Source organism: Burkholderia seminalis (assembly GCF_001718535.1).
Classification (GTDB): Bacteria; Pseudomonadota; Gammaproteobacteria; order Burkholderiales; family Burkholderiaceae; genus Burkholderia; species Burkholderia seminalis.
Genome location: NZ_CP013398.1, coordinates 1652946 through 1676309, shown reverse-complemented (window position 1 = coordinate 1676309; position 23364 = coordinate 1652946). Strand labels below are relative to the sequence as shown.

General features: G+C 65.1%; 22 protein-coding genes. 6 read left to right on the top strand and 16 right to left on the bottom strand.

Annotated features, from left to right (window positions below; all coding sequences use genetic code 11):
• Positions 1–51: 51 nt before the first annotated feature.
• Positions 52–594, bottom strand: a complete 543-nt coding sequence (locus WJ12_RS07590; RefSeq protein ID WP_049031896.1) for a GNAT family N-acetyltransferase — start codon at positions 592–594, stop codon at positions 52–54.
• 282 nt (positions 595–876) lie between these two features.
• On the opposite strand from WJ12_RS07590, the gene WJ12_RS07585 reads away from it, so the two are divergent.
• The 4 genes from WJ12_RS07585 to WJ12_RS07570 all read left to right on the top strand — a co-directional run bounded on the left by WJ12_RS07585 (position 877) and on the right by WJ12_RS07570 (position 5993).
• Positions 877–2097 (top strand): MFS transporter, encoded by a 1221-nt coding sequence (locus WJ12_RS07585; RefSeq protein WP_049031897.1) that lies wholly within the window; start codon positions 877–879, stop codon positions 2095–2097.
• Positions 2098–2312: 215 nt separating this feature from the next.
• The gene (locus tag WJ12_RS07580) at positions 2313–3134 is read left to right on the top strand and encodes a TetR/AcrR family transcriptional regulator (protein WP_034190112.1); all 822 of its coding nucleotides are present in this window, start codon (positions 2313–2315) and stop codon (positions 3132–3134) included.
• Between the two features lie 157 nt (positions 3135–3291).
• Positions 3292–5046, top strand: coding sequence for an AMP-binding protein (locus WJ12_RS07575; RefSeq protein WP_059557809.1), 1755 nt, complete (start codon positions 3292–3294; stop codon positions 5044–5046).
• Between the two features lie 29 nt (positions 5047–5075).
• Entirely contained in the window at positions 5076–5993 is a 918-nt protein-coding gene (locus tag WJ12_RS07570) for a DUF1571 domain-containing protein (protein ID WP_059557811.1), read from the top strand.
• 27 nt (positions 5994–6020) lie between these two features.
• Here WJ12_RS07570 and WJ12_RS07565 read toward each other — a convergent pair whose 3' ends face one another.
• Positions 6021–6296 carry a PXPV repeat protein gene (locus WJ12_RS07565; RefSeq protein WP_059557871.1) on the bottom strand — a complete coding sequence of 92 codons (276 nt, stop codon included), beginning with the start codon at positions 6294–6296 and terminating at the stop codon, positions 6021–6023.
• Between the two features lie 295 nt (positions 6297–6591).
• Here WJ12_RS07565 and hfq point away from each other — a divergent pair, with 295 nt between their 5' ends.
• The gene (hfq, locus tag WJ12_RS07560; protein ID WP_034190115.1) at positions 6592–7146 is read left to right on the top strand and encodes an RNA chaperone Hfq; all 555 of its coding nucleotides are present in this window, start codon (positions 6592–6594) and stop codon (positions 7144–7146) included.
• A 77-nt stretch (positions 7147–7223) separates the two neighbouring features.
• Here hfq and WJ12_RS07555 read toward each other — a convergent pair whose 3' ends face one another.
• From WJ12_RS07555 to WJ12_RS07490, 14 genes are all read right to left on the bottom strand, one after another.
• On the bottom strand, positions 7224–7931 hold the full coding sequence (locus tag WJ12_RS07555; protein WP_034190116.1) for a DUF2968 domain-containing protein: 708 nt from the start codon (positions 7929–7931) through the stop codon (positions 7224–7226).
• Between the two features lie 54 nt (positions 7932–7985).
• Positions 7986–9377 (bottom strand): sigma 54-interacting transcriptional regulator, encoded by a 1392-nt coding sequence (locus tag WJ12_RS07550; RefSeq protein WP_034190117.1) that lies wholly within the window; start codon positions 9375–9377, stop codon positions 7986–7988.
• A gap of 108 nt (positions 9378–9485) precedes the next feature.
• A complete protein-coding gene (locus WJ12_RS07545; RefSeq protein ID WP_059557813.1) occupies positions 9486–11411 on the bottom strand; it encodes a pilus assembly protein TadG-related protein in 1926 nt (641 codons plus the stop codon).
• Between the two features lie 71 nt (positions 11412–11482).
• A complete protein-coding gene (locus tag WJ12_RS07540; RefSeq protein WP_226103987.1) occupies positions 11483–11839 on the bottom strand; it encodes a DUF3613 domain-containing protein in 357 nt (118 codons plus the stop codon).
• Positions 11836–12678, bottom strand: a complete 843-nt coding sequence (locus tag WJ12_RS07535; RefSeq protein WP_034190175.1) for a tetratricopeptide repeat protein — start codon at positions 12676–12678, stop codon at positions 11836–11838. The genes WJ12_RS07540 and WJ12_RS07535 overlap by 4 nt, the downstream gene beginning before the upstream one ends.
• A gap of 18 nt (positions 12679–12696) precedes the next feature.
• Complete coding sequence (locus WJ12_RS07530) at positions 12697–13686, bottom strand: type II secretion system F family protein (protein WP_034190119.1); 990 nt, start codon at positions 13684–13686, stop codon at positions 12697–12699.
• A gap of 4 nt (positions 13687–13690) precedes the next feature.
• Positions 13691–14689 carry a type II secretion system F family protein gene (locus WJ12_RS07525; protein WP_034190120.1) on the bottom strand — a complete coding sequence of 333 codons (999 nt, stop codon included), beginning with the start codon at positions 14687–14689 and terminating at the stop codon, positions 13691–13693.
• The gene (locus WJ12_RS07520) at positions 14682–16049 is read right to left on the bottom strand and encodes a CpaF family protein (protein ID WP_059557814.1); all 1368 of its coding nucleotides are present in this window, start codon (positions 16047–16049) and stop codon (positions 14682–14684) included. The genes WJ12_RS07525 and WJ12_RS07520 overlap by 8 nt, the downstream gene beginning before the upstream one ends.
• A gap of 3 nt (positions 16050–16052) precedes the next feature.
• A complete protein-coding gene (locus WJ12_RS07515) occupies positions 16053–17327 on the bottom strand; it encodes a fimbrial protein (protein WP_059557816.1) in 1275 nt (424 codons plus the stop codon).
• A gap of 60 nt (positions 17328–17387) precedes the next feature.
• Positions 17388–18719: a type II and III secretion system protein family protein gene (locus WJ12_RS07510; protein ID WP_059557818.1), complete on the bottom strand. Its 1332-nt coding sequence runs from the start codon at positions 18717–18719 to the stop codon at positions 17388–17390.
• A 67-nt stretch (positions 18720–18786) separates the two neighbouring features.
• Positions 18787–19713, bottom strand: coding sequence for a Flp pilus assembly protein CpaB (gene cpaB / locus WJ12_RS07505; protein WP_034190124.1), 927 nt, complete (start codon positions 19711–19713; stop codon positions 18787–18789).
• A gap of 93 nt (positions 19714–19806) precedes the next feature.
• Entirely contained in the window at positions 19807–20253 is a 447-nt protein-coding gene (locus WJ12_RS07500) for a TadE/TadG family type IV pilus assembly protein (protein WP_034190125.1), read from the bottom strand.
• On the bottom strand, positions 20250–20753 hold the full coding sequence (locus WJ12_RS07495) for an A24 family peptidase (RefSeq protein ID WP_059557820.1): 504 nt from the start codon (positions 20751–20753) through the stop codon (positions 20250–20252). The genes WJ12_RS07500 and WJ12_RS07495 overlap by 4 nt, the downstream gene beginning before the upstream one ends.
• A 116-nt stretch (positions 20754–20869) precedes the next feature.
• Positions 20870–21076: a Flp family type IVb pilin gene (locus tag WJ12_RS07490; RefSeq protein WP_034190127.1), complete on the bottom strand. Its 207-nt coding sequence runs from the start codon at positions 21074–21076 to the stop codon at positions 20870–20872.
• Between the two features lie 677 nt (positions 21077–21753).
• Here WJ12_RS07490 and WJ12_RS07485 point away from each other — a divergent pair.
• Entirely contained in the window at positions 21754–23361 is a 1608-nt protein-coding gene (locus WJ12_RS07485; protein ID WP_059557822.1) for a collagen-like triple helix repeat-containing protein, read from the top strand.
• Positions 23362–23364: the final 3 nt, after the last annotated feature.

Sequence of the window (23364 nt, the reverse complement as noted above, 5' to 3'; positions counted from 1 at the left end):
CCTCCGATTGACAATCCCTGACAACCGTCCGCGCCTGCGCGCGACACGGCGCTACGCGCGCAGGTCGTTGCGTTCGAGACGATGACGAATGTAAGGAATGCCGTCGTGCACGACGCTCACGCGCTGCATCCCGAGCTTGCGCGCGACGTTCAGCGAGCCGCCGTTGGCTTCCGCGATATCGGCGATCACGCGCGGCAGGCGCACGGTGTCGAACGCGTGACGCACGAGGGCTTGCGCAGCCTCGCTCGCGATGCCGCGCCCCCAGGCCGCACGCACGAGCCGCCAGCCGATCTCCACGTCGCGCGCGCCGTCCGCGTAGTCGGGAATCAGCAGGACCCAGCCGATGAACGCGTCGGGCGCGGCCTTCTCGAAGATCGACCAGTAGCCGAGGCCCGGCGGATAGTCGCGCGTGATCCGGTGCGTGACGAAGCGGCGATGCGCGTCGGGGTCGTGCCACGGGCCCGCGATGTGCCGCGTGACTTCCGGATCGCGATCCATCTCGACGCACGCCTCGAGGTCGGCCAGCACGCGCGGACGCAGCCACAGCCTGTCGGTTTCGAGCACGGGCAATTCGGCGGCGGAACGTTGATTCATCCGGACTCCTGATTCGGTGACGATGCGCATCGGGCGCATTACAGAATTGATACAAAAAGCCTTCCGGAATGATACAGATGCCTGTCGCTTGGCCCGCGCAGCCTCGTTGCCATTTCCGAAACAGTTCATTTCGTAGGGATTATTCCCGATTCGGGCTTATCGCGCCCCACATCGCGCGGCGCGGAGGCCTACACTCGATCAGTGCCTCCCGCGCCGCGCGCATGCCGGGCCGGCATCCGCATGCATATCGCGAGCGCGCAAGCCAACGAGGAGACCCCGGACATGAGCTGGACCCGCGAACAACGCAACGTCACGATCGCCGCCTACCTGGGCTGGACGCTCGATGCGTTCGATTTTTTCCTGATGGTTTTCGTGCTGAAGGACATCGCCGCGGAATTCGCGTCGACGATCCCCGCCGTCGCGTTCGCGCTCACGCTGACGCTTGCGATGCGCCCGCTCGGCGCGCTGATCTTCGGCCGGCTCGCCGACCGCTTCGGCCGCCGCCCGACGCTGATGGTCAACATCGCGTGCTATTCGCTGCTCGAGCTCGCGTCCGGTTTCGCGCCGAGCCTCACCGCGCTGCTCGTGCTGCGTGCGCTGTTCGGCATCGCGATGGGCGGCGAATGGGGTGTCGGCTCCGCGCTGACGATGGAGACCGTGCCGACCCATGCGCGCGGCTTCGTATCGGGGCTCTTGCAGGCCGGCTATCCGAGCGGCTACCTGCTCGCGTCCGTCGTGTTCGGCCTGTTCTACCAGTACATCGGCTGGCGCGGCATGTTCATGATCGGGGTGCTGCCCGCGCTGCTCGTGCTGTATGTCCGGGCGCACGTGCCGGAATCGCCCGCATGGAAACAGATGGAGAAGCGCCCGCGCCCGAGCCTCGGCGCCACGCTGAAGCAGAACTGGAAGCTCACGGTCTACGCGATCGTGCTGATGACCGCGTTCAACTTTTTCTCGCACGGCACGCAGGATCTCTACCCGACCTTCCTGCGCGAACAGCATCACTTCGACCCGCATACCGTGTCGTGGATCACGATCGTGCTGAACCTCGGCGCGATCGTCGGCGGCCTGTCGTTCGGCACGATCTCGGAGCGGATCGGCCGGCGCCGCGCGATCTTCATCGCCGCACTGATCGCGCTGCCCGTGCTGCCGCTGTGGGCATTCTCGAGCGGGCCGGTTGCCCTCGCCGCCGGTGCGTTCCTGATGCAGATCTCGGTCCAGGGCGCGTGGGGCGTGATCCCGGTTCACCTGAACGAGATCTCGCCCGACGAAATCCGGGCAACCTTTCCCGGTGTCGTCTATCAGCTCGGCAACCTGCTCGCGTCCGGCAACGCGACGATGCAGGCGTCGCTCGCCGTTTCGCACGGCAACAACTACAGCCTCGCGCTTGCGCTCGTGGCCGGCACCGTCGCGGTCGTGATCGCCGTGCTGATCCTGTTCAGCCGCGAACGGCGCGGCATCGACATGACGCAATCGGTCAATACGCGTAGCACCGTCGGCTGAATCCGCACGTTTGCGCATCGCACCATCGCGCGCGCCCCGCCAGGCCGGGGCCGCGCGTCGCACTTTCCGCATTCGCACATCGAACTAGAGGAATTTGTCCAGATTCCCCGCTTGCCCGCCGTGCCCGCGTTTTTTTATCTTAATAAAAACGACTGTTTGAATCAGATAATCAAATCACCTGTTCGCGGCCGGGAAACCGGCATGGGAGGCGGAACATGGCAGTAAGTCAGGAGGGGCGGCCATCCGCGGGACGGCCGTCCGGGGCACGGTCATCCGGCACGCGGCAGACCGGCGGGACGAAGGCGCGCATCCTCGATGCGGCCGAGGACCTGTTCATCGAGCATGGCTTCGAGGCGATGTCGATGCGGCAGATCACGTCGCGCGCGGCGGTCAATCTCGCCGCGGTCAACTACCACTTCGGCAGCAAGGAGGCGCTGATCCACGCGATGCTGTCGCGCCGGCTCGACCAGCTCAACCAGGAACGCCTCGGTATCCTCGACCGCTTCGATGCGCAGCTCGGCACGCATATCACCTGCGAGCACGTGCTCGGCGCGATGTTCATCCCCGCGCTGAAGGCGTCGCGCGACCCGGAACGCGGCGGGCCCGGGTTCCTCCGGCTGATCGGGCGCGCCTATACCGATCCGTCGCCGTTCGTACGCAACTTCCTGACCGCCCACTACGCGAGCGTCGCGGGCCGCTTCTTCGACGCATTCCAGCGCGCGCTGCCGCACCTGCCGCGCACCGAGCTCGGCTGGCGGCTGCATTTCGCGATCGGCGCGTTGTCCGGCGCGCTCGCCGGCGCCGAAACGGAGAGCCTGATCGACGAATTCTCGCAAGGTCGCACGATGAACGACGTACAGATGATCGCGCGGCTGTCGTCGCTGATCGTCGCCGCGCTGAAGGCGCCGATGCCCGACAGCGCGCAGCTGTCGATCTTCGCCGCGGTACTCGACGACGCGGGCGCGAGCGAAGCGTTCGGGCTGCCGCAATCGGGCGCGACGAGCGCCGGCACGGCGACGCTGCATTCCACGAACTGAGCGCGCGAGGCCACGCGCGGCTTCCTGTTCACGATTTGATTGATACGCGCGGTCAGGCGGGGCGTCGAGGCGCCCGCGCCGATCGACCGCGAAGCACGGGGCATGGGCAGGCGCCGAAGCGCCCGCCCTCGCCGAAAGCAAAGACCGGAGACACGTCATGTCATCTTCCGCAGCAACCACGACGGCCCAGATCCCGCCGAACACCGACGGCATCTGGTACGCGTCATATCCGCCCGGCGTCCCGCACGACATCGACGTCACGCAATACGCGTCGCTCATGCAGTTCTTCGACGAATGCACGACCCGCTTCGCCGACCGCGTCGCATACGTGAGCGCCGGCGCGTCGATGACCTACCGCACGCTCGCGCGGAAGGTCGACGCATTCGCGTCGTACCTGCAAAGCCTCGGCGTGAAGCCGGGCGATCGCGTCGCGATCATGCTGCCGAATACGTTCCAGTACCCGGTCGCGCTGTTCGGCACGCTGAAGGCCGGTGCGATCGTCGTCAACGTCAATCCGCTCTACACCGTGCGCGAACTCGCGCACCAGCTGAAGGACAGCGGCGCGCAGACGATCGTCGTATTCGAGAACTTCGCACGCACGCTGCAGGACGCGCTGCCTGAAACGCAGGTGAAGCACATCGTCGTCACAGCACTCGGCGACCTGCTCGCCGACGGTTTCAATGCGAAAGGACGCCTGATCAATTTCGTGCTGAAGCACGTGAAGAAGCTCGTGCCGGCCTACCACCTGCCGCAGGCCATCCGGCTGCGCTCCGCCCTCGCGCTCGGCGCGCGCGGCAAGCCGCAGCCCGTGCTGACGACGCGCGACGACCTCGCGTTCCTGCAATACACGGGCGGCACGACCGGGGTCGCGAAAGGCGCGATGCTCACGCACGGCAACCTGATCGCGAACCTGCTGCAGGCGAAGGCGTGGATCGCCGACCAGGTGTCGGGCAACGTCGAGACCGTGCTCACGCCGCTGCCGCTGTATCACATCTATTCGCTGACGGTGAACGCGTTCATCTTCATGGGACTGGGCGGACGCAACATCCTGATCGCGAACCCGCGCGACATGAAGATGGTGATGAAGATCATCCGCAACGAAACGTTCACGGGGATCACCGGCATCAACACGCTGTACAACGCGTTCCTCGACAACGAGGAATTCCGCAAGCGCGACTTCTCGAAGCTCAAGCTTGCGATGGCCGGCGGGATGGCGATGCAACGCGCGGTCGCGGAGCGCTTCCAGCAGGTGACGGGCCGGCCGGTCGTCGAGGGCTACGGGCTCACCGAGTGCTCGCCGATCGTCACGATGAACCCCGTGGACCTGAACGACATGGCCGCGTTCAGCGGCTCGATCGGGCTGCCCGCGCCATCCACCTCCGTGCGCTTTCGCCGCGAGGACGGCACCTGGGCGCCCGTCGGCGAGCCGGGCGAACTGTGCGTGCACGGCCCGCAGGTGATGCGCGGCTACTGGCAGCGCCCCGACGAGACCGCCAAGGTGCTCGACGCCGACGGCTGGCTCGGCACCGGCGACATCGGCGTGATGGACGAACGCGGCTTCATCCGCCTGATCGACCGCAAGAAGGACATGATCCTCGTGTCGGGTTTCAACGTGTATCCGAACGAGATCGAGGAAGTGCTCGTGATGCATCCGGGCATCAGCGAGGCGGCGGCGATCGGCATTCCGGACGAAGTCCAGGGCGAACGGATCAAGGTGTTCGTCGTGCGCCGCGACCCGTCGCTGACGGTCGACGACGTGCTCGCGCACTGCCGCAAGAACCTGACCGGCTACAAGATGCCGAAATTCGTCGAGTTCCGCGACGCGCTTCCGCAGACGAACGTCGGCAAGATCCTGCGCCGCGCGCTGCGCGACGAGGAGCTCGCCAAAATCAAGGCCGCGAAGCAAGGCTGAACGATCCATCGCTCCGGGAGACACTGTCGATGAACGAAGGAATGAAGCGCCGCGCACGACATGCCGCCGCCGCGGCTGTCGCCTGCCTGCTGTCGCTCGCGCACGCGGGCCTGCATGCGCAGGAAACGGCCGATGCCGCGAGTGCGGCGCAGGAGGCCGCATTGCCGGCGGACCTGGCGAAAGTCGCGCGCGAGCCGCTCGCGCAACAGGCACGCTGGCTGCGCACGGCCGCGCAGCGCGGCACGCTCGCGCAGCTCGACGACGCGACGCTCACCGCGCTCTTCAAGGCGCTCGATCCGCTTGCCGTGCCGCTCTATATCCGTAACGGTCCGAACGGCTATCCGTCGTACCAGTTCACGATGGTGCGCCAGGAGCGCATCAGCGGAAAATGGTCCGACACGCCCGACCGCATGCTGGTGAAGACCACCCGCGAGCCGCTGCGCGTCTATGCGAAATGGCTGCCGGGCGGCGCGCACGCGGGACAGGAAACCATCTACGACACGACGCAGCGCAAGGACGAGATGTATGGCCACCTGGGCGGCCTGCTCGGCAAGATTCCGCTGTGGACGTCGCTCGACGGCGCGCTGGCGCGTGCCCAGTCGAATCACCAGGTGAAGGATCTCGGCACCGAGTTCATCACGAACCTGTACCTGACCGAAGGGAAGAAGTACCTGGAAGCCGGTGTGCAGCGACCGACCCAGGTCGAGGCAAAATCGATCGGCGGCGTGCGCGTGGTCGCGCTCACCTACGAGACGCCGACCGGCCGGCCGCAGTTCTATGCGAAAAAGGAAGTCCTCGGGCTCGACCTGCACGCGCCCTATTTCCGGACCGTCGAGTCCTATGACAACGACGGCAGGATCTTCGAGCGGATCGTCATCGAGAAAATCGCGCCGGCCACGCTCGACGACACCGCATTTGACCCGAAAAACCCCGACTACGCATTCTGATTCGCGCCGGCGCGGCTGAAGTCGGGATCAATCGTCGTCGCCGTGGTGCTTGCGCCAATGCTTGTCATAGTGCTTGCGCCACTTCCGGTAGCGGTCGTCGTCGTCATCGCCGTAGTAGCCGTATCCGTAGCCCGGATAGGCGACAACGGCCGGCTGCGGCGCCACATAGACCGGTGCCGGCTCGACATAGACCGGCGCGACCGGCACGCCGATGCCGACCGACAGGTCGACATGCGCCATTGCACTGCCGGAGGCCAGCAACGCCACACCCCCGACCCACCCCGCCCATTGCCTCGTGTTCATGTTCTGCACCCCTGGTACGCCGGCCTGCCCGGCTCGCGCGGCCAATGTAAGCGCACCGCACGCGGCGAGGTGATACGGCGCTGCGAGAGTCGTAACGCGACGTAACGAAACGGCTTCGGCCATTCGGCCGAATCGCGAAAATGCGCTGGAACGTCTATAGTGGGTTACGGTTCGACACAATCACGACTGCGCGCTTCCCTATTGAACAGGGTAGAATCCCGCCAAACACCTTGTGGACGAACACGCCACACACACGCACAACATATTCTCTGACGCAGGCTCCTGCCGCACCTCAATGGCCAATCCCGCAGAATCCCATCCGCAAAACGACTTCATCAATTCGGCGCGCAAGGAACGTAAGCGCGTTGAAATCTATCTCGTCAACGGCATTCGTCTGACGGGGTGTATCGAGTCGTTCGACCAGTACCTGGTGATGCTGCGCACCCCCGTGGGTCTGCAAGGCATCTACAAGCGCGCGATTTCCACCATCCAGCTCGACACGGGCGGCTCGCGCCCGGGCGGCGGCGGCCCCCGCGGGCCGCGCACCGGCGGCCGCCCCGGCGGTCGTGAAGGCGGCGGTCACAGCCCGTACGGCTCGCACGGCGGCCCGCGCGAATCGCGTGGCGACGGCGGCGGCTACGGCTCCCGCGAACCGCGTGAAGGTTATGGCTCGCGTGAGCCGCGCGAAGGCTACGGCGCCCCGCGCGAACCCCGTGAACCGCGCGAGAGCTATGGCGCGCCGCGCGACAGCGGCGATGCCTCCGGCAACACGTCGTCGCCGGATACACGCGGCGGCAACGGTCCGGTGATCGTCACACGCCGCCGGCGGATCGTGCCGGACGGCCAGTAAAACAAAAGGGCAAGCCAACCGGCTTGCCCTTTTCGCTTGTGCAGCCGGCGCGGCATGTCGCCGCACCGCCGCCGGGTTCAGCGTGCCGACGTCGGCAGGCCCGCGTCGGCCTCACGCTGCAACGAACGTACCTGCTGCTGCAACGCGCGCAATTGCGACTGGAGTTCGGCTTGTTGCGCCTGCAATGCCGCCGTCTCGCTGCGAACGCTCTTCTGGCGATCCGCGACCGCCGCCTGCTGCTGGCGTGCGATCGAGATGTCGGCCTGCAGGCGTCGTGCGCGATCCTGCGTGACCTCGAGCTGCTTGTCCAATTGCGCCTTCTGCGATTCCAGCTTCGCCGCCCGCAGTTCGTTGACGGCCAACCGCTCCGCCTGGCGCGAGAAATCGCGATAGATCGCTTCCGCGCGCGTTTCGTCGTACGTCTTGATCACGCGCCAGAACGCCTTCTGCTGGAACAGCGCGACGAAGTACGCACCGTCCTTCACATTGAACAGCAGGCTCGCGCCGTAGCTGCCGTTGTAGCTCGTGCGCATTTCCGTCAGCGAGTGCGCCTGGATCTGGCGCTGCAGATCGTCGACCGTGCTCGGCCCCGTCGTCTCGCCCGCTTGCGGCTGCAGCGACGTCTGGGCCTGCGAATCGATCGCCGGAATCGCTGCTACCGGCGCCGACGCCTGCTGTACCGCCGGCGAATCGCTGCCGGCCAGCCCCTGCGCGAAAGCGCCCTGCATGCCTCCTACCAGGGCGAGCAACACGCTCACCCGCCCCAACCCCGTCATATGGCTCATGAAGTTTTATTCCCGCCCGAGTCGTTGTGATTCAGCGCGATTTTATCGCATTAATTACTCGCTTTCGCGTGTCTCGGGTTCTTCGTCGAAGATCTGATATTTGCGCATTTTTTCCCACAGTACCTTGCGGCTGATGCCGAGTTGCTGCGCCGTATCCTGACGGCGCCAACCGTTTGCGTCGAGCGCGGCAATGACGCGGTTGCGCTCGTTCATGTCCCACTTGCTGCGATCGACGAACACCTCGGCCGCGCTCTCCACCGGCACCGGCTGGGCCGAACTGCGCGCGTGCGCGATCAGCCGCTGCAGCCGCGCGGCATCCCACCCGCCCGTCTGCCGCACCGTCACGCCGACGCGCTCGGCGAGGTTGCGCAATTCGCGCACGTTGCCGGGGAAGTAACTGTCCGCGACCGAATCCGTCAGCCAGTACGGCAGGTCCGACAGCTCTGCGAGCCGCTCCTCGCCGACGACCTGGGCGACGAACGACTTGAACAGCGCGATCTTGTCGACGGCGCCGCGCTCTTCGAGCGACGGAATGCTCAGCTCGATCACCGCGAGCCGGTAGTAGAGATCGGCGCGGAACAGCCCTTCCTTCACGAGCTGCGGCAACTTCTTGTTGCTCGCCGCGACCAGCCGGAAATCGACCTTGATCGGCGCAGTCGCCCCCACTCTCAGCACCGCGCCGTCCTCGAGCACGCGCAGCAGCTTGACCTGCTGGTACAGCGGCAGATCGCCGACTTCGTCGAGAAACAGCGTGCCGCCGGCCGCCTGCTCGAAATAGCCTTTATGCGCAACAACCGCGCCCGTGAACGATCCTTTCGCATGACCGAAGAACAGCGATTCGAACAGACCGTCGGGAATCGCGCCACAGTTCACCGGCACGAATTCGCCGTGCCGGTAACGCGAATGCTTTTCGTGCAGCAGTTGCGCGATGCGTTCCTTGCCGACGCCGGTTTCGCCGTGCAGCAGCACGTTGGTGTCGCAATCGGCGAAGGTATCGACTTCATGCAGCAGCGCCTGCATCGATTCGGAGTGCGCGACGAGTTCGGACGGCTGCGACGTTTCGGCCGAGTGCGCACGCAGCTGCGTGACGAGCTTGCCGATCATCCCGCGCAGCTCGGCGCACGTGAAGTCGAGCGGCAGGATGTGCGAATAATCGGGCGGATATTGCGACGCGTCGTGGTCGCGCGCCGCGCCGACCCAGACCACCGGCATGCCGATGTTGGCCTGCCAGTCGCGCAGGAACGCGGCGCCGCCTTCGATCATCGTCACGCTGATGATCGCGAGCGACGGCCGCAATGCGGCGCGCTCGGGCGAGATCTCCGCGTTGTCGGCGCGGATCACTTCGACGTCGAAGCTCGCCATGCACCGGGCGACGCGGTCGACAATGTCCGCCTTGCCTTCCCAGACGTACAGGTCGAGCTCTTCGATTGCGGGCGTGGTTCTCATGTTTCGGGTACGGCTTCAGTAATTGACGAGTTGCTCGGCATTGCAGGTCAGTGACCGGTTACGGACGGCATCGACACCGCCCGCTTCGGTAACGGAACGCTCAGGCATTTATTGAACAAGCATGGGATTGCCGCATTTGATCGAGTCCGGTGTGTTCGTGACATAGGCGTTCCCCAGGCTGAGACCAAGCAGGCCCGTGACCGAGGTCAGGAGCGAATCGATCGGTTGCAGGAGGAGCGGGACGAGCGTGCTTCCCAATGCAGTCAGAAGCGGGCCGGTCAGGATATCCAGCAACGGGTTCAAGATGCCGGCCAGCACGCCAGCCAATCCGCCGGCTGCCGACACGGAGACCGACAGGCCGCTGCCGACGATACCCTGAACCGCAGGCGACAGGAACTGGTCCGTTCCCGTGCCCAGCATGTACGGTGACGCCGGACTCGGCGAAGCGGATGAACCCGGGCCGGGATACGTGAACGTCAACGGAGTCGCCGTTTGATTGGCAACCGGAACCGTCAACTGCCCTGGCTTCAGACTGATATTGACGGAGATCTGATTCAGGTTGATCAGCCCCAGCGTCAGCACATTGAGCGCCGAGGTCACGGCATTGAGGCCCAGCAGGTTGAGCAGGCTCTGCAGGTTCACGGATACCAGCGTGATCGGCGTTCCGCTGCCGGTCGTATAGCCGCTCGGCGCATTGAGATTGATCGGTGTATTCGCCGTGCCGCCGATGTAGACGGCCACGACCCCGGTCTGCACGTTCACCGTCGCGCTTTTCGTTCCATCCGCGGTGCAGGTGACGGACATCAGGCCCGCCGTCGCCGGCGCCACATAGGCCGTGACCGGCAATTGCACCGCTGCAAGCGGCGTCGCCGTGCCGGACGAGCAACTGCCGCCCGGAAAGACCAGCCCACCGTTCGAGCACGTCGACAGCAACGAGATCGACGTATTGAGGAACACGTTCCCCTGCGCGGTCGACGTGTTGGTCGTGCAATTGGACGTCCCGCAATTCGCCGGCCCGGGCGGACCGCTTGCGGTGGACGGCGGATTCGCCCCCAGCTTGACGGAGCCGGACACGGTCACGTTGAGCAACGGTGCGAGCAAGGTCGGCGTCTGGACCGTGACACTCGGAATGCTGACCGAGTTCGTGCCGTTCGCGAGCTGCAGCGCCGTCGACAGCAGACCGAGCGCATTGACGCTGGCGTTGACGGCCGAGGTTCCCGTCGCGGTTGCGGCGGAAACCAACTGACCGAGCGCGATTTGCGGGCCACCGCATACGCTGCCGGAACAGAGCGCGGCGACGATGGCGTTCAGCACGTTCAGGTTCACGCCGACCAGGTTCTGCTGCGTCGCCGCCTGGATTGCCGCGTTGGCCAGTTGACCCAGCGTCACGGTGCCGTTCAGCACGGACGTGCTCGTGCCGACCGGCAGATTGGCGAGAATGCCGGCGAGCTTCAGGTTGACTTGCGCGAGCCCTTGATAGTCGACGAGTTGCAGATTCAACGGATTGGGCGTACCCAGCAACGCCTGCAGCAACTGATTGGCCAGTCCGCCGTTCAACGCCGCCAGCGACGTGGTCAGCGTGAAGGTATCGGTTGGCACGCTCTTGGCGATTGCTGCCCCGCTGACGGTCACCCCGTTTGTGAAGAGGCCCGAGATCGGCTCGGAAACCGTTACGCATACAGCGCCGACCGATTGGGCGTTGACCGTCCCGGACGACAAGCCCGCGCATTGACCGTTGGTCGTCGCGCCCGAAGTCGGCGTAAACAGCGGACTGCCACTGCCTTGAGGTGCATTCCAGACGCCGCACGTCACGGAGACGGTCGAGTTGACCGGCAGCGGATTCGATGCGGGGTTCGCGATTCGATTGGCGGCGGTCGTCGCCGCCGTGCAGGTCGAATCGGCGCTGATTTGCGACACGGCCGAGAGCGCGGCCAGATCGGCGGCCGCCTGCATGCTGCGGCGCTCGGAATAAAAATGCCCGATATCGATCGCACCCAGCATGATGAACGCAACCGACACCCAGATCGCGGCCATGACCGCAATGGTGCCGCGCTGGCGCTGCCGCCGCGCTATGTGTGGCTGATCTGCGCGCATCGCCGTCCCGCTTACTGCATGCCTTGACCGCCACCGCCCGACATGCCGCCGGCGGAACCCAACTGCGAGCTCATCGAATTCGGAATCTTGTTCTTGAACGAGTCGAGGTAGCGCTGGTAGACAAGCGAGGCCACGTCACCGAGCAACGGCTGCGCGGGCGCCGACGCGCGATTATCGCGCTGCATCGTGAGCCAGTCCCGGGTCGACCGGCCGACATCGGACGCGCCCGCCGTCACCGACTCTTGCCCATACGCTGCGGCGGAACCGGTCACCGCGCAGAAGATCGCGGCCAACGCCGCAATCCGTCCCGCGCGCACGCCGCGATGCTGTTGGTTATCGTTCATGTCGTTCCCCCGGTGCGTGTTCATTGTGCAAACCGTTGCAGCAACGGCACGGTCTGATCGTAGCCAAAATTGTTCGCCATCGGCGTAATCGGCGCGGCGGTAGCGCGTCGTGACACGACCGGCGGCGTCGCAACCGCGCGTTGCTGCGCACGCGCCGCGGCCGCAATCTTCGCGGCATCGCTGACGATGTCCTTGCGGACATCCGCCGACAGATGCTGCTGGTTCATCAGCCGTTGCGCGTCCTGCGCGCGGCCTGCTGCAAACAGGTAAAGCACGAGGTTGCTGACGATTTTCGGATTGCGCTGCTCCAGCTCCGCAGCCTTCATCAATGGCACGCGCGCCCCGACGACATCGCCGCTGCGCAACTTTGCGTAGGCGAGATCGGACAGCATCGACGCATCGGTCGGCGCGAGTTCCGAAGCCTGCGTCAGCGACTGCGCCGCACGCTCGAAATCACCCGCAGCACCCGCGAGCAGCCCGAGACCTCGATAGCCGCGCGCCGCGAGCGGCGTTTTCAGCAACTGCGTGTAGGAGGCCGCACTCGCGGCCGGTTGGTCTGTCATCCGCAACGCGTCTGCACGCAGCAGGATCGACTCCGGCACGGGGGCATAGGTCTTTTCGTACGCATCGATATGCGCAAGCGACGCGAAATAGAGCCCTTGCGACTGCATCCGCTGGATCAGACCGAGGTACATCCCCGGCGTGTCCGGCACGGCTTCCTTCCGGTCGGCCGCCTGTATCAGCGCAGCGCGCTCCGTCTGCGCGTTCACGCCATAACCGCTATCCTTGGTCGCGCACGCACCCAGCAGCAGCACCGCCGCCACCGCGCCCGCCCGTGTCACCATTCCGCCGATCCGCTTCATCGTTTTTCCTTCCATCCTTCAATGATGCGACGACAACGCTCGCATCACCGCCAGCATGCCGGGCCCCGCCGTCACGATCAACAGCGCAGGCAAAAGCGTCAACACCATCACACCTGTCATCTTCACGGTCAATCGCCCGATCCGCTCGCGCAGCATCGCCCGGCGCGTCTCACGCAGACGGTCTCCGAACTGCTTGAGCGGCTCTTGAACCGCACCACCGTGCTTGTCGACCTGGATCATCAAACGCACGATCGCGCGCAAATCCTCATTGTCGAATCCGCCGGACAACCGCTGCAGCGACTGCTCGCGCGTACGGCCCGCCGCGAACTGGCGCTGCGCGATCCCCATCTCCGATGACAGCACCGGCATCATTCCGCGAAAATCGTTCGTCACGACCTGAAGGCTCTGATCGAGCGACAACCCGACGCCTTGCAGCAAGCGCAACATGTCGACGAGCAACGGGAGTTCGTCGACCACGCTCTGCCGGCGCGCCGCCGCACGACGCTGCACATAGAGCTTCGGCAGCATGAAGCCGAGCCCGAAGACGGCGAACATGCCGACCATCCAGATACCGCCCTTCACGCGCCCGCTCGCGAAGATTGCGAACAGCAACGGCAACCCGGTCCCGCACGCGACCCGCGCACTCAGGAACAGCCCGCGTGTGCGCGCGTCGACGTAGCCGCATTGCTCGAGCAGGCGGCGATCCTCTTCCGCGACCGCGTATTTGCCGAGCCCGGTATCGAGCCAGCGCACGCCCGCGGCTGACAGCCGATCGAGGAAACGCTCGACGCGCTGACGGCGCACGTCGGGCTTCGCCGCCGCGTCGCCGTCCGGTGCGGTCCGCGCTTTCGCTGCCTCGAGCGTGGCCATGCGCCGGTCCAGCGCATCCACCAGCGCACGTTCGGCGCGCGTCGCCGCACTCGCGCGCAGCATCGCCACCATGCCGAGCAGCAGCACCCCGAGCGCCCCCACCGCCAACGCAATCGCTCCGATTTGAGTCGCTGTCATAGCCTCACCTGAGCCGAGCCATTCGATACAGCCATACGCTGCCGGCCAATTGCATCAGAAACGCGATCGTGAGGAGCGTCCGTCCGCTCGGATCGTTCCACATCCCGTGCAGGTACTTGGGATTGGTCATCACGACAAAGCTGGCGATCGCGATCGGCAGCATGACGAGGACGAACGCCGACAATCGCGTTTCCGACGACATCGCGGTCAACTCGCGCTCCGCCTGCTCCAGGTCACGCATGAACACGGCCATGCGCTCCAGCATCACATCGGCCCGGCCGCCGTATTTGACGGACAAGCGCAGCACCGAGCCCACGAGTTCGAACTCTTCGGTGCGGTAGATCTTGGCGATGTGCATCATCGCGCGATCGATCTCAATGCCGCCGCGCAGCATGCGCGATACGAGATCGAGACAGCCGCGCAGCGGCTCCTCGGTCGTCAGCAGCGCCGCCTGGAACGCGGCCGGCACGCTGTTGCCGAGCGTCACCAGACGCACGATCCCGTCCAGGAACGACGGGATCTGCCGGACGATCTTCAAGCGCCGCCGCTGGATCCGCGACGCGAGCCAGACGCCGAGCATCGCGCTTCCGCAAGTGATTGCCGCAAAGCACGCCAGTACACCGCCCCGGCTGCCGGCGATGAACGCAACCGCGACAAGCGCAGCGAGCGCAACAAGCGTCTTGCCGCGCGCATCCTCGATTCCCGCGCGGCTCGCGAGGTTCGACAGATACTCGGATGCCGTCGCGTACCAGTGCGCCCAGAATGCGTCGGACGAGGCATTTCGTGCTGCACCCGGCTGCGGTACGACGCGCGTCGCACCGGCTGCCGCCGGCCGTGCCGCCTGCGCCGCGACACCGGCGCGCGCGCCCGGCTCGAGCCGGCTGTCGATGAAACGCTTCGCATCGGTCCGCACGCGCCGGGTCTCCGCGTGCCGCCACAGCATCATCGCGGCCGCGACGCACAGCATCGCGATCGCCAGCACCCATACCATCGCGCTATACATTGAAGCCCCCGCCGCCACGGCCGAACCCACCGCCGAAGCCGCCACCGAACCCGCCCTCCCCGAACCCACCGCTCGTCAACGCCTGACGGAAGCGCGCAAGCTTCGGCGAGTGCGGATGAATGCCCAGCGTTTCCCAGTGGTCGACTTCCTCGCCCTCCGCCGTCACGCGCGCCTCGTAGCGATAAAGCTCCTGCGTTGCGATGATGTTGTCGGACAGACCGGTCACTTCGGTGATCGACAGGATCCGCCGCCGGCCGTTCGACAGGCGCCCGATCTGCACGATGAAGTCGATCGCGTTCGCGATCTGCCGGCGCAGGCTCGACTCGGTGCCCTGGAAGCCCGCAAAGCCGGCCAGCATCTCGAGACGGTACAGGCACTCGCGCGGCGAGCTCGCGTGCACGGTGCCCATCGAGCCGTCGTGACCCGTGTTCATCGCCTGCAGCATTTCCAGCACTTCACCGCCGCGCACTTCACCGACGATGATCCGGTCCGGGCGCATCCGCAACGTATTGCGCAGCAGGTCGCGAATCGACACGACACCGGTGCCATCGAATCCGCCCGGACGGCTCTCGAGCCGCACGACGTGCGGGTGGTTCAGCGACAACTCCGCCGTATCCTCGATCGTCACAACACGTTCGATCTCGGGAATGTGGAATGCGAGCGCATTGAGCAACGACGTCTTGCCGGAACTCGTCCCGCCCGACACGAGAATGTTGCAGCGTGCCTCGACCGCTGCCTGAAGCAGCGTGTTGATCTCTTCGTTGAAGGTCCCGTTGCCGAGCAGGTCGGACGGCTTCAGCGGATCCTTGCGGAATTTCCGGATCGACACGACCGGCCCGTCGATCGACAGCGGCTCGATCACGACGTTCACGCGACCACCGTCGGGTAGCCGCGCGTCGACCATCGGGTTCGATTCGTCGAGACGGCGACCGATCGGCGCAAGGATTCGTCGCACGATCCGCAGCAGATGCGCGTTGTCGGTAAAACGCACCGGCAGCTTCGCGAGGATCCCGTGACGCGACACGTACACGTCGTTGTAGCCGTTGATCAGGATGTCCTCGACGGCCGGGTCCGCGAGCAGGTCCTCGATCGGCCCGAAGCCCGCGAGTTCCTTCGTCAACGCCTCGGCGATCGTACGCACCTCGTTCTCGTTGAGCGGAATGCGGCGCAGGCGCACGAAGCTGTCGATCTCGAGATCGACAAACTGGTTGATCGCCTGGCGGGACCATCGGCCGAACTCCGCGCCCAGTTCTTCGATGCGCGTCAGCAAGTGCTCGTGCGCGGCATTCTTGATGTCGTGGAATTGCTGCGTCTGGGAGAACGGCGCTGCGCCGTCGGCGAATTGAATGTCGTGTGGCATCGCTTACGACCGCTTGGACGAGGGTTGAATGAAGCGCTTCAGCGCGGACAGGCCGGATGCCGAACGCGCTGTGGTCGATCTGATCGACACGCCCGGTAGCCGCGCGGCAAGCGACTCGAGCGCACGCACGTACGGGTCGCGCTCCGCCATGTCGACGATGAGCCGGCCCTGGTTCGCGGCATGGCCGATCGCGACGCGGCGCGACGGCAAGGTGCCGACCAACGACACGCCGAGACGCTCTGCGATCTGCCCGGGCGTCAGGTCGAGCGCAGGATCGTACTGGTTGACGACGAGCCGCACGCGGTCGGTCTCGACACCTGCGTCGCGCAACCCGGTGAGCAGGTCCGCCGCCGACACGATCGACGCAACGCCCTGATCGCAGACAAGCCACGCTTCGTCGGCCGAGCTTGCGATTTGCGCGACGAACTCGCGGTTCGAAAAACCGCCAAGGTCGACGATCTGCTGATCGAAAAATGCACGAAACCGGTTCAGCAAGCCGGCGCACGATGCGTACGACACGTCGCGCAATCCACCAAGATCGGCCGGCAGCGTCGTCAATGCGACCCCGCTCTCATGCCGCGTCAACGCGGTATTCACGAAGGTCCGGTCGATGCGGCGCAGATTGTGAACCGCATCGATGAAATGGAATTCGCAACGGGTGTTCAGGAACAGCGCGCCATCGCCTGCCGGCAGCCCCAGATCGACGAGCGCGGTCTGTCGACCGGCAGGCGTGCCGCCATTCGGCATGCCGCCCGCCTCCGCGCTCGCCGCGCGTTTCTGCAGCCAGACGGCGAGATTCGCCGCAAGCGTGCTCACGCCCATGCCCGCGCGGGCGCCGAGCAATGCGACGAGCTTGCCATGGCGGCTCGCTGGCTCGTCGACGTTCGCCAGCAGCCCGCGCGTCGTGCGTAATGCCTCCTCCGCCGGAGCCGACACGTCGATGAAATCACGCACGCCGGCACGCAATGCCGCAAGCGTGCTCTCCGGATGCGCCAGCGAACCGAGCGCGACGATCGGCAGCCCGGGATGCGTCGCACGCACTGCCGCAGCCGCGACGCTCGCGGCCGGACTGCCGTCCGAGAAATCGATGAAGACGAGCGCCGGATTGAGCCCCGTGATGCGCTGTGCCAGCACGCCCGGCTCGAGCGATGCGGCCTCAACCGCGCCGGCCGACACGAGCGTATCGGCCAGCCAGCGGACATGCGCCTCCTGTTGCGATGCGCAAACAAAATAGTCGGTCACGGCGGGTTCACACAATGATTGGATTCGCGCGTTCATGTTGAACACCCCCGATTACGCATTGCGTGCCGAAGCATCGCAACGCGCGATGCTTCGCACTCATTTCGAAAAACCCGGTGCAGCGTCCGGCGAAGCTGCACCGCCCAGATACGACTGCCAGACCGGCCCGTTGCGCTGCTCGGACAGCTCACCCGGCGTCGCAGGCAACACCGCGCCCTTCGCGATTGGCGCAACGAGATGCGGTGTCACGATGAACAACAATTCCTTGTCGTTCTGCTGATAGTTCAAATTCTTGAAGAATGTACCGATAATCGGCAAGTCGCCGAGCAGCGGCACCTTGCTCACATTCGACAACGTCTGGCGATCAATCAGGCCGCCGATCACGAAGCTCTCACCGTCACCGAGTTCAACCGTCGTGTCGGCACGACGCGTCGTGATCCCGGGCACCGCAACGCCGCTGATCGTCACGCTGTTCACGTAGTCGAGCTGGCTCGACTCGGGCGCGACCTTCAACGCGATCCGCTGCGGGCTCAGCACTGTCGGCGTCAACGAGAGTCCGACGCCATACTGCTTCCACTGAATCGCAGTCGAGCCGAGGCCTTGCGGCGAAGGCACCGGAATCTCGCCACCTGCGAGAAAACTGGCGCTCTGCCCAGACAACGCGACGAGCGTCGGCTCCGCGAGCACGCGCGCCAGATTGCTTGCTTCCAGCAGCGAGAGGTCAGCGAAAATGCCGCGTCCGGCCGCGTTCACGACCAGATTAAAGGCCGACGCGACCGGCGCGCCGAGCGTCGGAATATACGCGGCGGTGCCGGGGCCCGATCCGCCGCCGTAAGACTGCACGCCACCCGGCGAGAACGAGCCGAACGAGAACCCGTTGCTTTGCTTGAAGAAATTGAAACCGACCTGCTTGAGCACCGAGCGGCTGAATTCAACGACGCGCACATCGACCTGCACGACATTCTTCCCGGCGATCGTCGAGCGATCGATCACGACGCCCTTCGCGCCCATGGTCTTGCCGACCGCGACCGCGCGGTCGTGCGCATCCAGCGATGCGGACGTTCCCTGCAGCACCGCCGTGCCGCCATAAGCATTCACGCGCGGCGTCGATCCATCGAGCACCGCGTGGGCGGCTGCGTCGACGACTTCGACATTCCAGATCATCGGCTCGTCGCGGCCGCGCTCCCACAGCATCACGTTCGTCGCACCCGGCGCCTTCGCGGTCAACAGCACCGATCCGGAGCGGCTGCCTTTCATGATCAGCACGTCGGCGACGGCCGGATCGCCAACCGCGACGCGCTGCAGTGCACGGCCCGCCGAAATCTGCCGTTGCGCGCCCACGGCGAGTTCGATCATACCGCTCGCGCTGGCGAACGATGCGAATGTCATGGTCCAGATAGCAATCGCGAATGCAATCAGTGTGTTTTTCATTGTTTGTTGAACCGTCTCTCGACCCTTTTTACATGTCGTCGCTGATACCGATGACCGCCGATTTCTGTCAGTAGGTCACCGTTTCCGACCGGCCGCCGCGAATCACCTCGATACCGCCGCCCCCGCTCGGCCGCACCGCAGGCGGCAGGTGTGATGGCAACGGCGGTACGGGTACGTTGACCACCGCGTTGCGCTGCGTGCCGGACAACTGCTGTAGCGACACGCCGGCTGCCGCGATTGCCGACGGCGACAGTTTGTTGTCCGTGCGCACCGCAACCGTCTGCATCGCAAGTTCGTCGTCCCGCGGGTTACGCAATGCAAGAGTCAGCCGGCCGCTGGCCTCGCCGAGCGTCAGCGCGTCAACCTGCGCAGTCGGCACCGCCAGCACCGCGATGCGCACATTCGACGGCTGGCCGTTGTTGCCGTTCGTGTTGCTGCCACTATCGCGTTCAGGTGTTGCATCGCCGAACGCCAGCACACGCACCTTCGACAACAGCAGCCGGGCTTGCGTCTGCGCGATTTCCCCGTCGAACATCGACGAATTACCCTCGCGCTTGAGATTCAGGAACACGTCGACGAAATTGCCGGGACGCAGCCGGTTGCCCACTGCGTTGGTCTCGTCGACGTGAATCGAGATCGCGCGCTCCCCCGGCTGCACGTCCTCGGCCAGACCCGACACCAATGCGCCGGAGACCACCGGCGACGAAGCAGGGATGTCGCGCGTCGGCACCCGGCCAACGAGTTCGGCCGCACTCCCGAACGCGCCTGCCGGCATCGACGCCGTCGGCTGAACCTTCAACGCATCAGCGGTAATCGGCTGGCCCGCCGGCAATGTGCGCATCGCGATCACGACCGGTACCTGGGTTGCCGCCGCAATCTGCTGCCCAGGCACGGGCGCCGGCGAACTGCGCCCAAGCATCCATGCATAGATTCCGAGCAGGACGGCTATCGCGATCAGCAGCCCGGCGATGATCTTGGTTAGGTTGTTGGCCATGTGTTTGTATGGATGCCGGAATAAAAGTCCGAGTAAGTTTTTCCTGTTGCCCGATTCATGTGCTCGCGAATCCGTCGCGTCACGCAACCCCGCTCACAGGATGGCCTGCGGGATCTGCACGACCGCCGTGCTCGTCAGCGGCTGGGTAATGATGGCTCCGAGAAACGGCATGGTCGTGACCCACGCTTCCGGCGAGTAACTCACCGTCACCGTCAGGCAATACAGCGTCGGCGGATTCGTCGTGTCGTAGCTGCACTGCGGCGCACTCACTTGCGGCGGGTTGATATTCATCCAGCCCGCGACATTCTGTGCAGTCGTCGTTGCGTTCGTCACACGTGCCGCCAGGGTCGGCGCGTAATTCAGGCCCGCTCGCGCACCCTCGCTGGCTGCCAGCGTCAGGCTTTGCTGAAAGACGAAAATCATCCCGAAACTGAGGATCGCGTAGAAAATCATGAAGAACAGCGGAAAGACGATCGCGAACTCGACCGCTGTCGCCCCGCGCTGCCGCCGCGCCCCCCGGAGCTCCCTCAATCGCTTCATTGCACGCCCCCCGTTACAAGCAGATAGACGAGCCACGCCGCAGCCGGTATCGCGAGACAGGCCGCGTAGGGCGTTGCCCGATATCGACCGAGCATCAGCGTAGGTTCGCCGCGGCGCCACAATGCGCCGCCAAGCGACGAGCGAGACAACAGGATCAGGACAACGGCATGCACGCCGGCAGCCAGGCTCGCGGCAACCCAAAGCCAGAGCAGCGCATGCATGCCGCACCACGCACCGAGCACGCCGAATGTTTTGACGTCTGCCGCGCCCATCAGGCGCAGCATGAAAAAGGGAAAAAGGCCGGCCAGCCCGACCAGCATGCCGAGCAGTGCCTGAAATGGCGAGACTCCGAATGGATTCACGTTGAAAAATGCACTGGCGAACCCGACGACCAACCCCGCTAGGACGAGCGAATTCGGAATACGTCGAAATCGGATATCGCTGGCCGCAACAAGCGTCGCCCAGACCAGGAATGCCCCGCCGAAAATAGGATGTGCCATCGCGCAACTGCCCGCCGCAAATGTCGGCGCGAGCAGATTGCCGAGGCAATCAACTCGCTACCGAACCAAAACGACTTTCACGACGTGAAGAAGTCGTTCTAATTATTTACGGAAGGTCAGCCCCAGATGGTAGCGGCCGAACAGGCGGCAGCCGTTCGAGTACTCACGCAAGTGCCGAGATTGGTGAACATGTTACCGAGACTGCCGCCGATCGACGTCACTCCGGCAACGATCGCGACAGCGATAAGACCCGCAATCAGACCGTACTCGATCGCGGTAACCCCGTCTTCTTCCCGAAGGAAGCGAATCATCATTGCTTTCATTTTATTCCTCGTGCCTGTATTTACGTTTTCTGGCCTTTTATACGTATACGTCCCCGCATATCTGGCCGCTTTGCCCCGCTCGTTCGCCACATCTGCTGCAACGACAACCGGGTGCGCTTTCTTTATAGGTCGCCCCGAAGGGCATTGCTCACAATTTGATGCAAGTTAACATTCGCGATAGTGACCCTCCTCGAACGTTGTGTACCGAACCGTACATTTGCTTACATCTGCTCCGGATTCTATATCCGATCCTATTTAAGTTCCAACCTCTTTTAACGACTCTGTCGGAAAAAATCTTCAGGAGCACAGCGTATTTGTACGGCGTTTCGGTACGACTTACACATAGGATTTACGATAGGTTAGATGTGCACGCCTAATCCACCAGTAAAACAATTGCCTCGTCCATCAAGCCCGCTCGCCACCCACGTTACGCCGCACGCGTAACGCCAATGTTGTGACGTTACGTTACGAAACGGCCGAAACCGTTCTCATTCATCTGCACTTAAACAGATTCAACAATCTTTCAATCTCCTCGACTTCCTTTCCCGACAAGGAATTGCGTCGTTTAAAACCGGTTGTCGACCTGCCGGGCATCGAAATGGCACGACAGTTGCAGAGTAGTCCTCGCACCACTCAACACAACGCAGTTCACAACACATTTTTAATGCGAGGAAGAAATGGACATCAAGGTTATCCCTCATGGCGTGTTCCGGACGACTCTGATCGCGGCCACCGTTGCAGCCATGCTTTCCCTCTCCGCGTGCGGCGGTTCCGGTTCGATCAGCCAAGGGCTCGGCGGCGGCTCGAGCTCGGGCGGCGGTGACACGATCTCGACGTCGGGTGGCGGCAGCTCCGGCACGAGCGGCACCTCGGGCACGAGCGGTACCTCCGGCACCAGCGGAACCTCGGGCACGAGCGGTACCTCCGGCACCAGCGGCACCTCGGGCACGAGCGGCACCTCCGGTACCAGCGGAACCTCGGGCACGAGCGGTACGTCGGGCACGTCGGGTGTGTCGTCGAACGCGGTGGGACAGGTCCTCGCAAGCAGCAGCAATATCGTCACGGGTGTCGGCGGCACCGTCTCCGGTCTCGGCTCGGTCATCGGCAGCCAGTCGCTGCCGGGCGTCAACCCGGCCACCACGCAAGCCGCAGGCGGCATCGTGCAAAGCGTCGGCGGCGCGGTGACCGCACTCGGCAACGGCCTCGGCAACGGTCTCGGCCAGCTCGGCGCAACGAAGGATCCGCTCGGCACCACGCTCGCCAGCACGGGAGGCGTCGTCAACCAGCTGGGCGGCGCAGTCACGGACACCGGCAAACTGGTCACGAGCCTCGGCAGCGGCCCGCTGTCGCCACTCGCACCGGTCACGGGTGCCGTCGGCGGCCTCGTGTCGACGCTCGGCGGCGCCGTATCGAACGGCGGCACGACCCTCACCAATGCGCTGTCGACCGGCCCGATCCAGCAAGTCACGCAGACGGTCAGCTCGGCCATCACGCCGATCACGACGATGGTCGGCCAGACGACCCAGACGATCGGCACGGCCACCGGCCTCGGCGCACCGGTCAACACGCTGCTCGGCACGATCGGCAACGGGCTGAACCAGGCCGGCGCACTGCTCGCGTCGACGGGCGGCAATCCGGTCACGACAGGCCTCGGCAACACCGTCTCGGCGACGGGCAATACCGTGAAGGCCGTCGGCGGCCTGCTCACGGGCGGCACCGGCGGCGTGACCAACCCGCTCGCCCCGCTCACGGGCCTCGTCTCCACGGTTACCGGCGCACTCGGCGGCGCAACGGGTGGCGGCAGCGGCCCGCTCGCACCGGTTACCGGTCTCGTCTCGACGGTCACCGGCGCACTCGGCGGCGCAGCAGGCGGCGGCAGCGGCCCGCTCGCACCGGTTACCGGTCTCGTCTCGACGGTCACCGGCGCACTCGGTGGCGCAGCAGGCGGCGGCAGCGGCCCGCTCGCACCGGTTACCGGTCTCGTCTCGACGGTCACGGGTGCGCTCGGCGGTGCAACGGGCGGAACGAGCGGCGGTCCGCTCGCCCCGGTCACGGGTCTCCTCGGTGCAGTCACGGGTGCGCTTGGCGGCGTGGCGGGCAGCGCAGGCGGCAGCAGCCCGCTCGCCCCGGTGACGAACGCCGTCTCGACGGTCACCAGCTCTGTCGGCGTACCGGCACTGAGCGGCGGCACGGGTGCGGTCACGAACTCGGGCTCGTCGTCGAACCCGCTCGCGCCTGTCACGTCGCTGATCGGCGGCCTGCTCGGCGGCACGCACGGCAAGTAATCC

Coding starts and splice junctions, on each gene's coding strand:
- WJ12_RS07520 (WP_059557814.1), bottom strand. CDS start 16,049: ATGCCACACGACATTCAATTCGCCGACGGCGCAGCGCCGTTCTCCCAG.
- WJ12_RS07570 (WP_059557811.1), top strand. CDS start 5,076: ATGAACGAAGGAATGAAGCGCCGCGCACGACATGCCGCCGCCGCGGCT.
- WJ12_RS07550 (WP_034190117.1), bottom strand. CDS start 9,377: ATGAGAACCACGCCCGCAATCGAAGAGCTCGACCTGTACGTCTGGGAA.
- WJ12_RS07490 (WP_034190127.1), bottom strand. CDS start 21,076: ATGAAAGCAATGATGATTCGCTTCCTTCGGGAAGAAGACGGGGTTACC.
- WJ12_RS07485 (WP_059557822.1), top strand. CDS start 21,754: ATGGACATCAAGGTTATCCCTCATGGCGTGTTCCGGACGACTCTGATC.
- WJ12_RS07530 (WP_034190119.1), bottom strand. CDS start 13,686: ATGACAGCGACTCAAATCGGAGCGATTGCGTTGGCGGTGGGGGCGCTC.
- WJ12_RS07540 (WP_226103987.1), bottom strand. CDS start 11,839: ATGAACACGCACCGGGGGAACGACATGAACGATAACCAACAGCATCGC.
- WJ12_RS07500 (WP_034190125.1), bottom strand. CDS start 20,253: ATGAAGCGATTGAGGGAGCTCCGGGGGGCGCGGCGGCAGCGCGGGGCG.
- WJ12_RS07585 (WP_049031897.1), top strand. CDS start 877: ATGAGCTGGACCCGCGAACAACGCAACGTCACGATCGCCGCCTACCTG.
- hfq (WP_034190115.1), top strand. CDS start 6,592: ATGGCCAATCCCGCAGAATCCCATCCGCAAAACGACTTCATCAATTCG.
- WJ12_RS07495 (WP_059557820.1), bottom strand. CDS start 20,753: ATGGCACATCCTATTTTCGGCGGGGCATTCCTGGTCTGGGCGACGCTT.
- WJ12_RS07535 (WP_034190175.1), bottom strand. CDS start 12,678: ATGAAGCGGATCGGCGGAATGGTGACACGGGCGGGCGCGGTGGCGGCG.
- WJ12_RS07545 (WP_059557813.1), bottom strand. CDS start 11,411: ATGGCCGCGATCTGGGTGTCGGTTGCGTTCATCATGCTGGGTGCGATC.
- WJ12_RS07555 (WP_034190116.1), bottom strand. CDS start 7,931: ATGAGCCATATGACGGGGTTGGGGCGGGTGAGCGTGTTGCTCGCCCTG.
- cpaB (WP_034190124.1), bottom strand. CDS start 19,713: ATGGCCAACAACCTAACCAAGATCATCGCCGGGCTGCTGATCGCGATA.
- WJ12_RS07590 (WP_049031896.1), bottom strand. CDS start 594: ATGAATCAACGTTCCGCCGCCGAATTGCCCGTGCTCGAAACCGACAGG.
- WJ12_RS07565 (WP_059557871.1), bottom strand. CDS start 6,296: ATGAACACGAGGCAATGGGCGGGGTGGGTCGGGGGTGTGGCGTTGCTG.
- WJ12_RS07525 (WP_034190120.1), bottom strand. CDS start 14,689: ATGTATAGCGCGATGGTATGGGTGCTGGCGATCGCGATGCTGTGCGTC.
- WJ12_RS07575 (WP_059557809.1), top strand. CDS start 3,292: ATGTCATCTTCCGCAGCAACCACGACGGCCCAGATCCCGCCGAACACC.
- WJ12_RS07510 (WP_059557818.1), bottom strand. CDS start 18,719: ATGAAAAACACACTGATTGCATTCGCGATTGCTATCTGGACCATGACA.
- WJ12_RS07580 (WP_034190112.1), top strand. CDS start 2,313: ATGGCAGTAAGTCAGGAGGGGCGGCCATCCGCGGGACGGCCGTCCGGG.
- WJ12_RS07515 (WP_059557816.1), bottom strand. CDS start 17,327: ATGAACGCGCGAATCCAATCATTGTGTGAACCCGCCGTGACCGACTAT.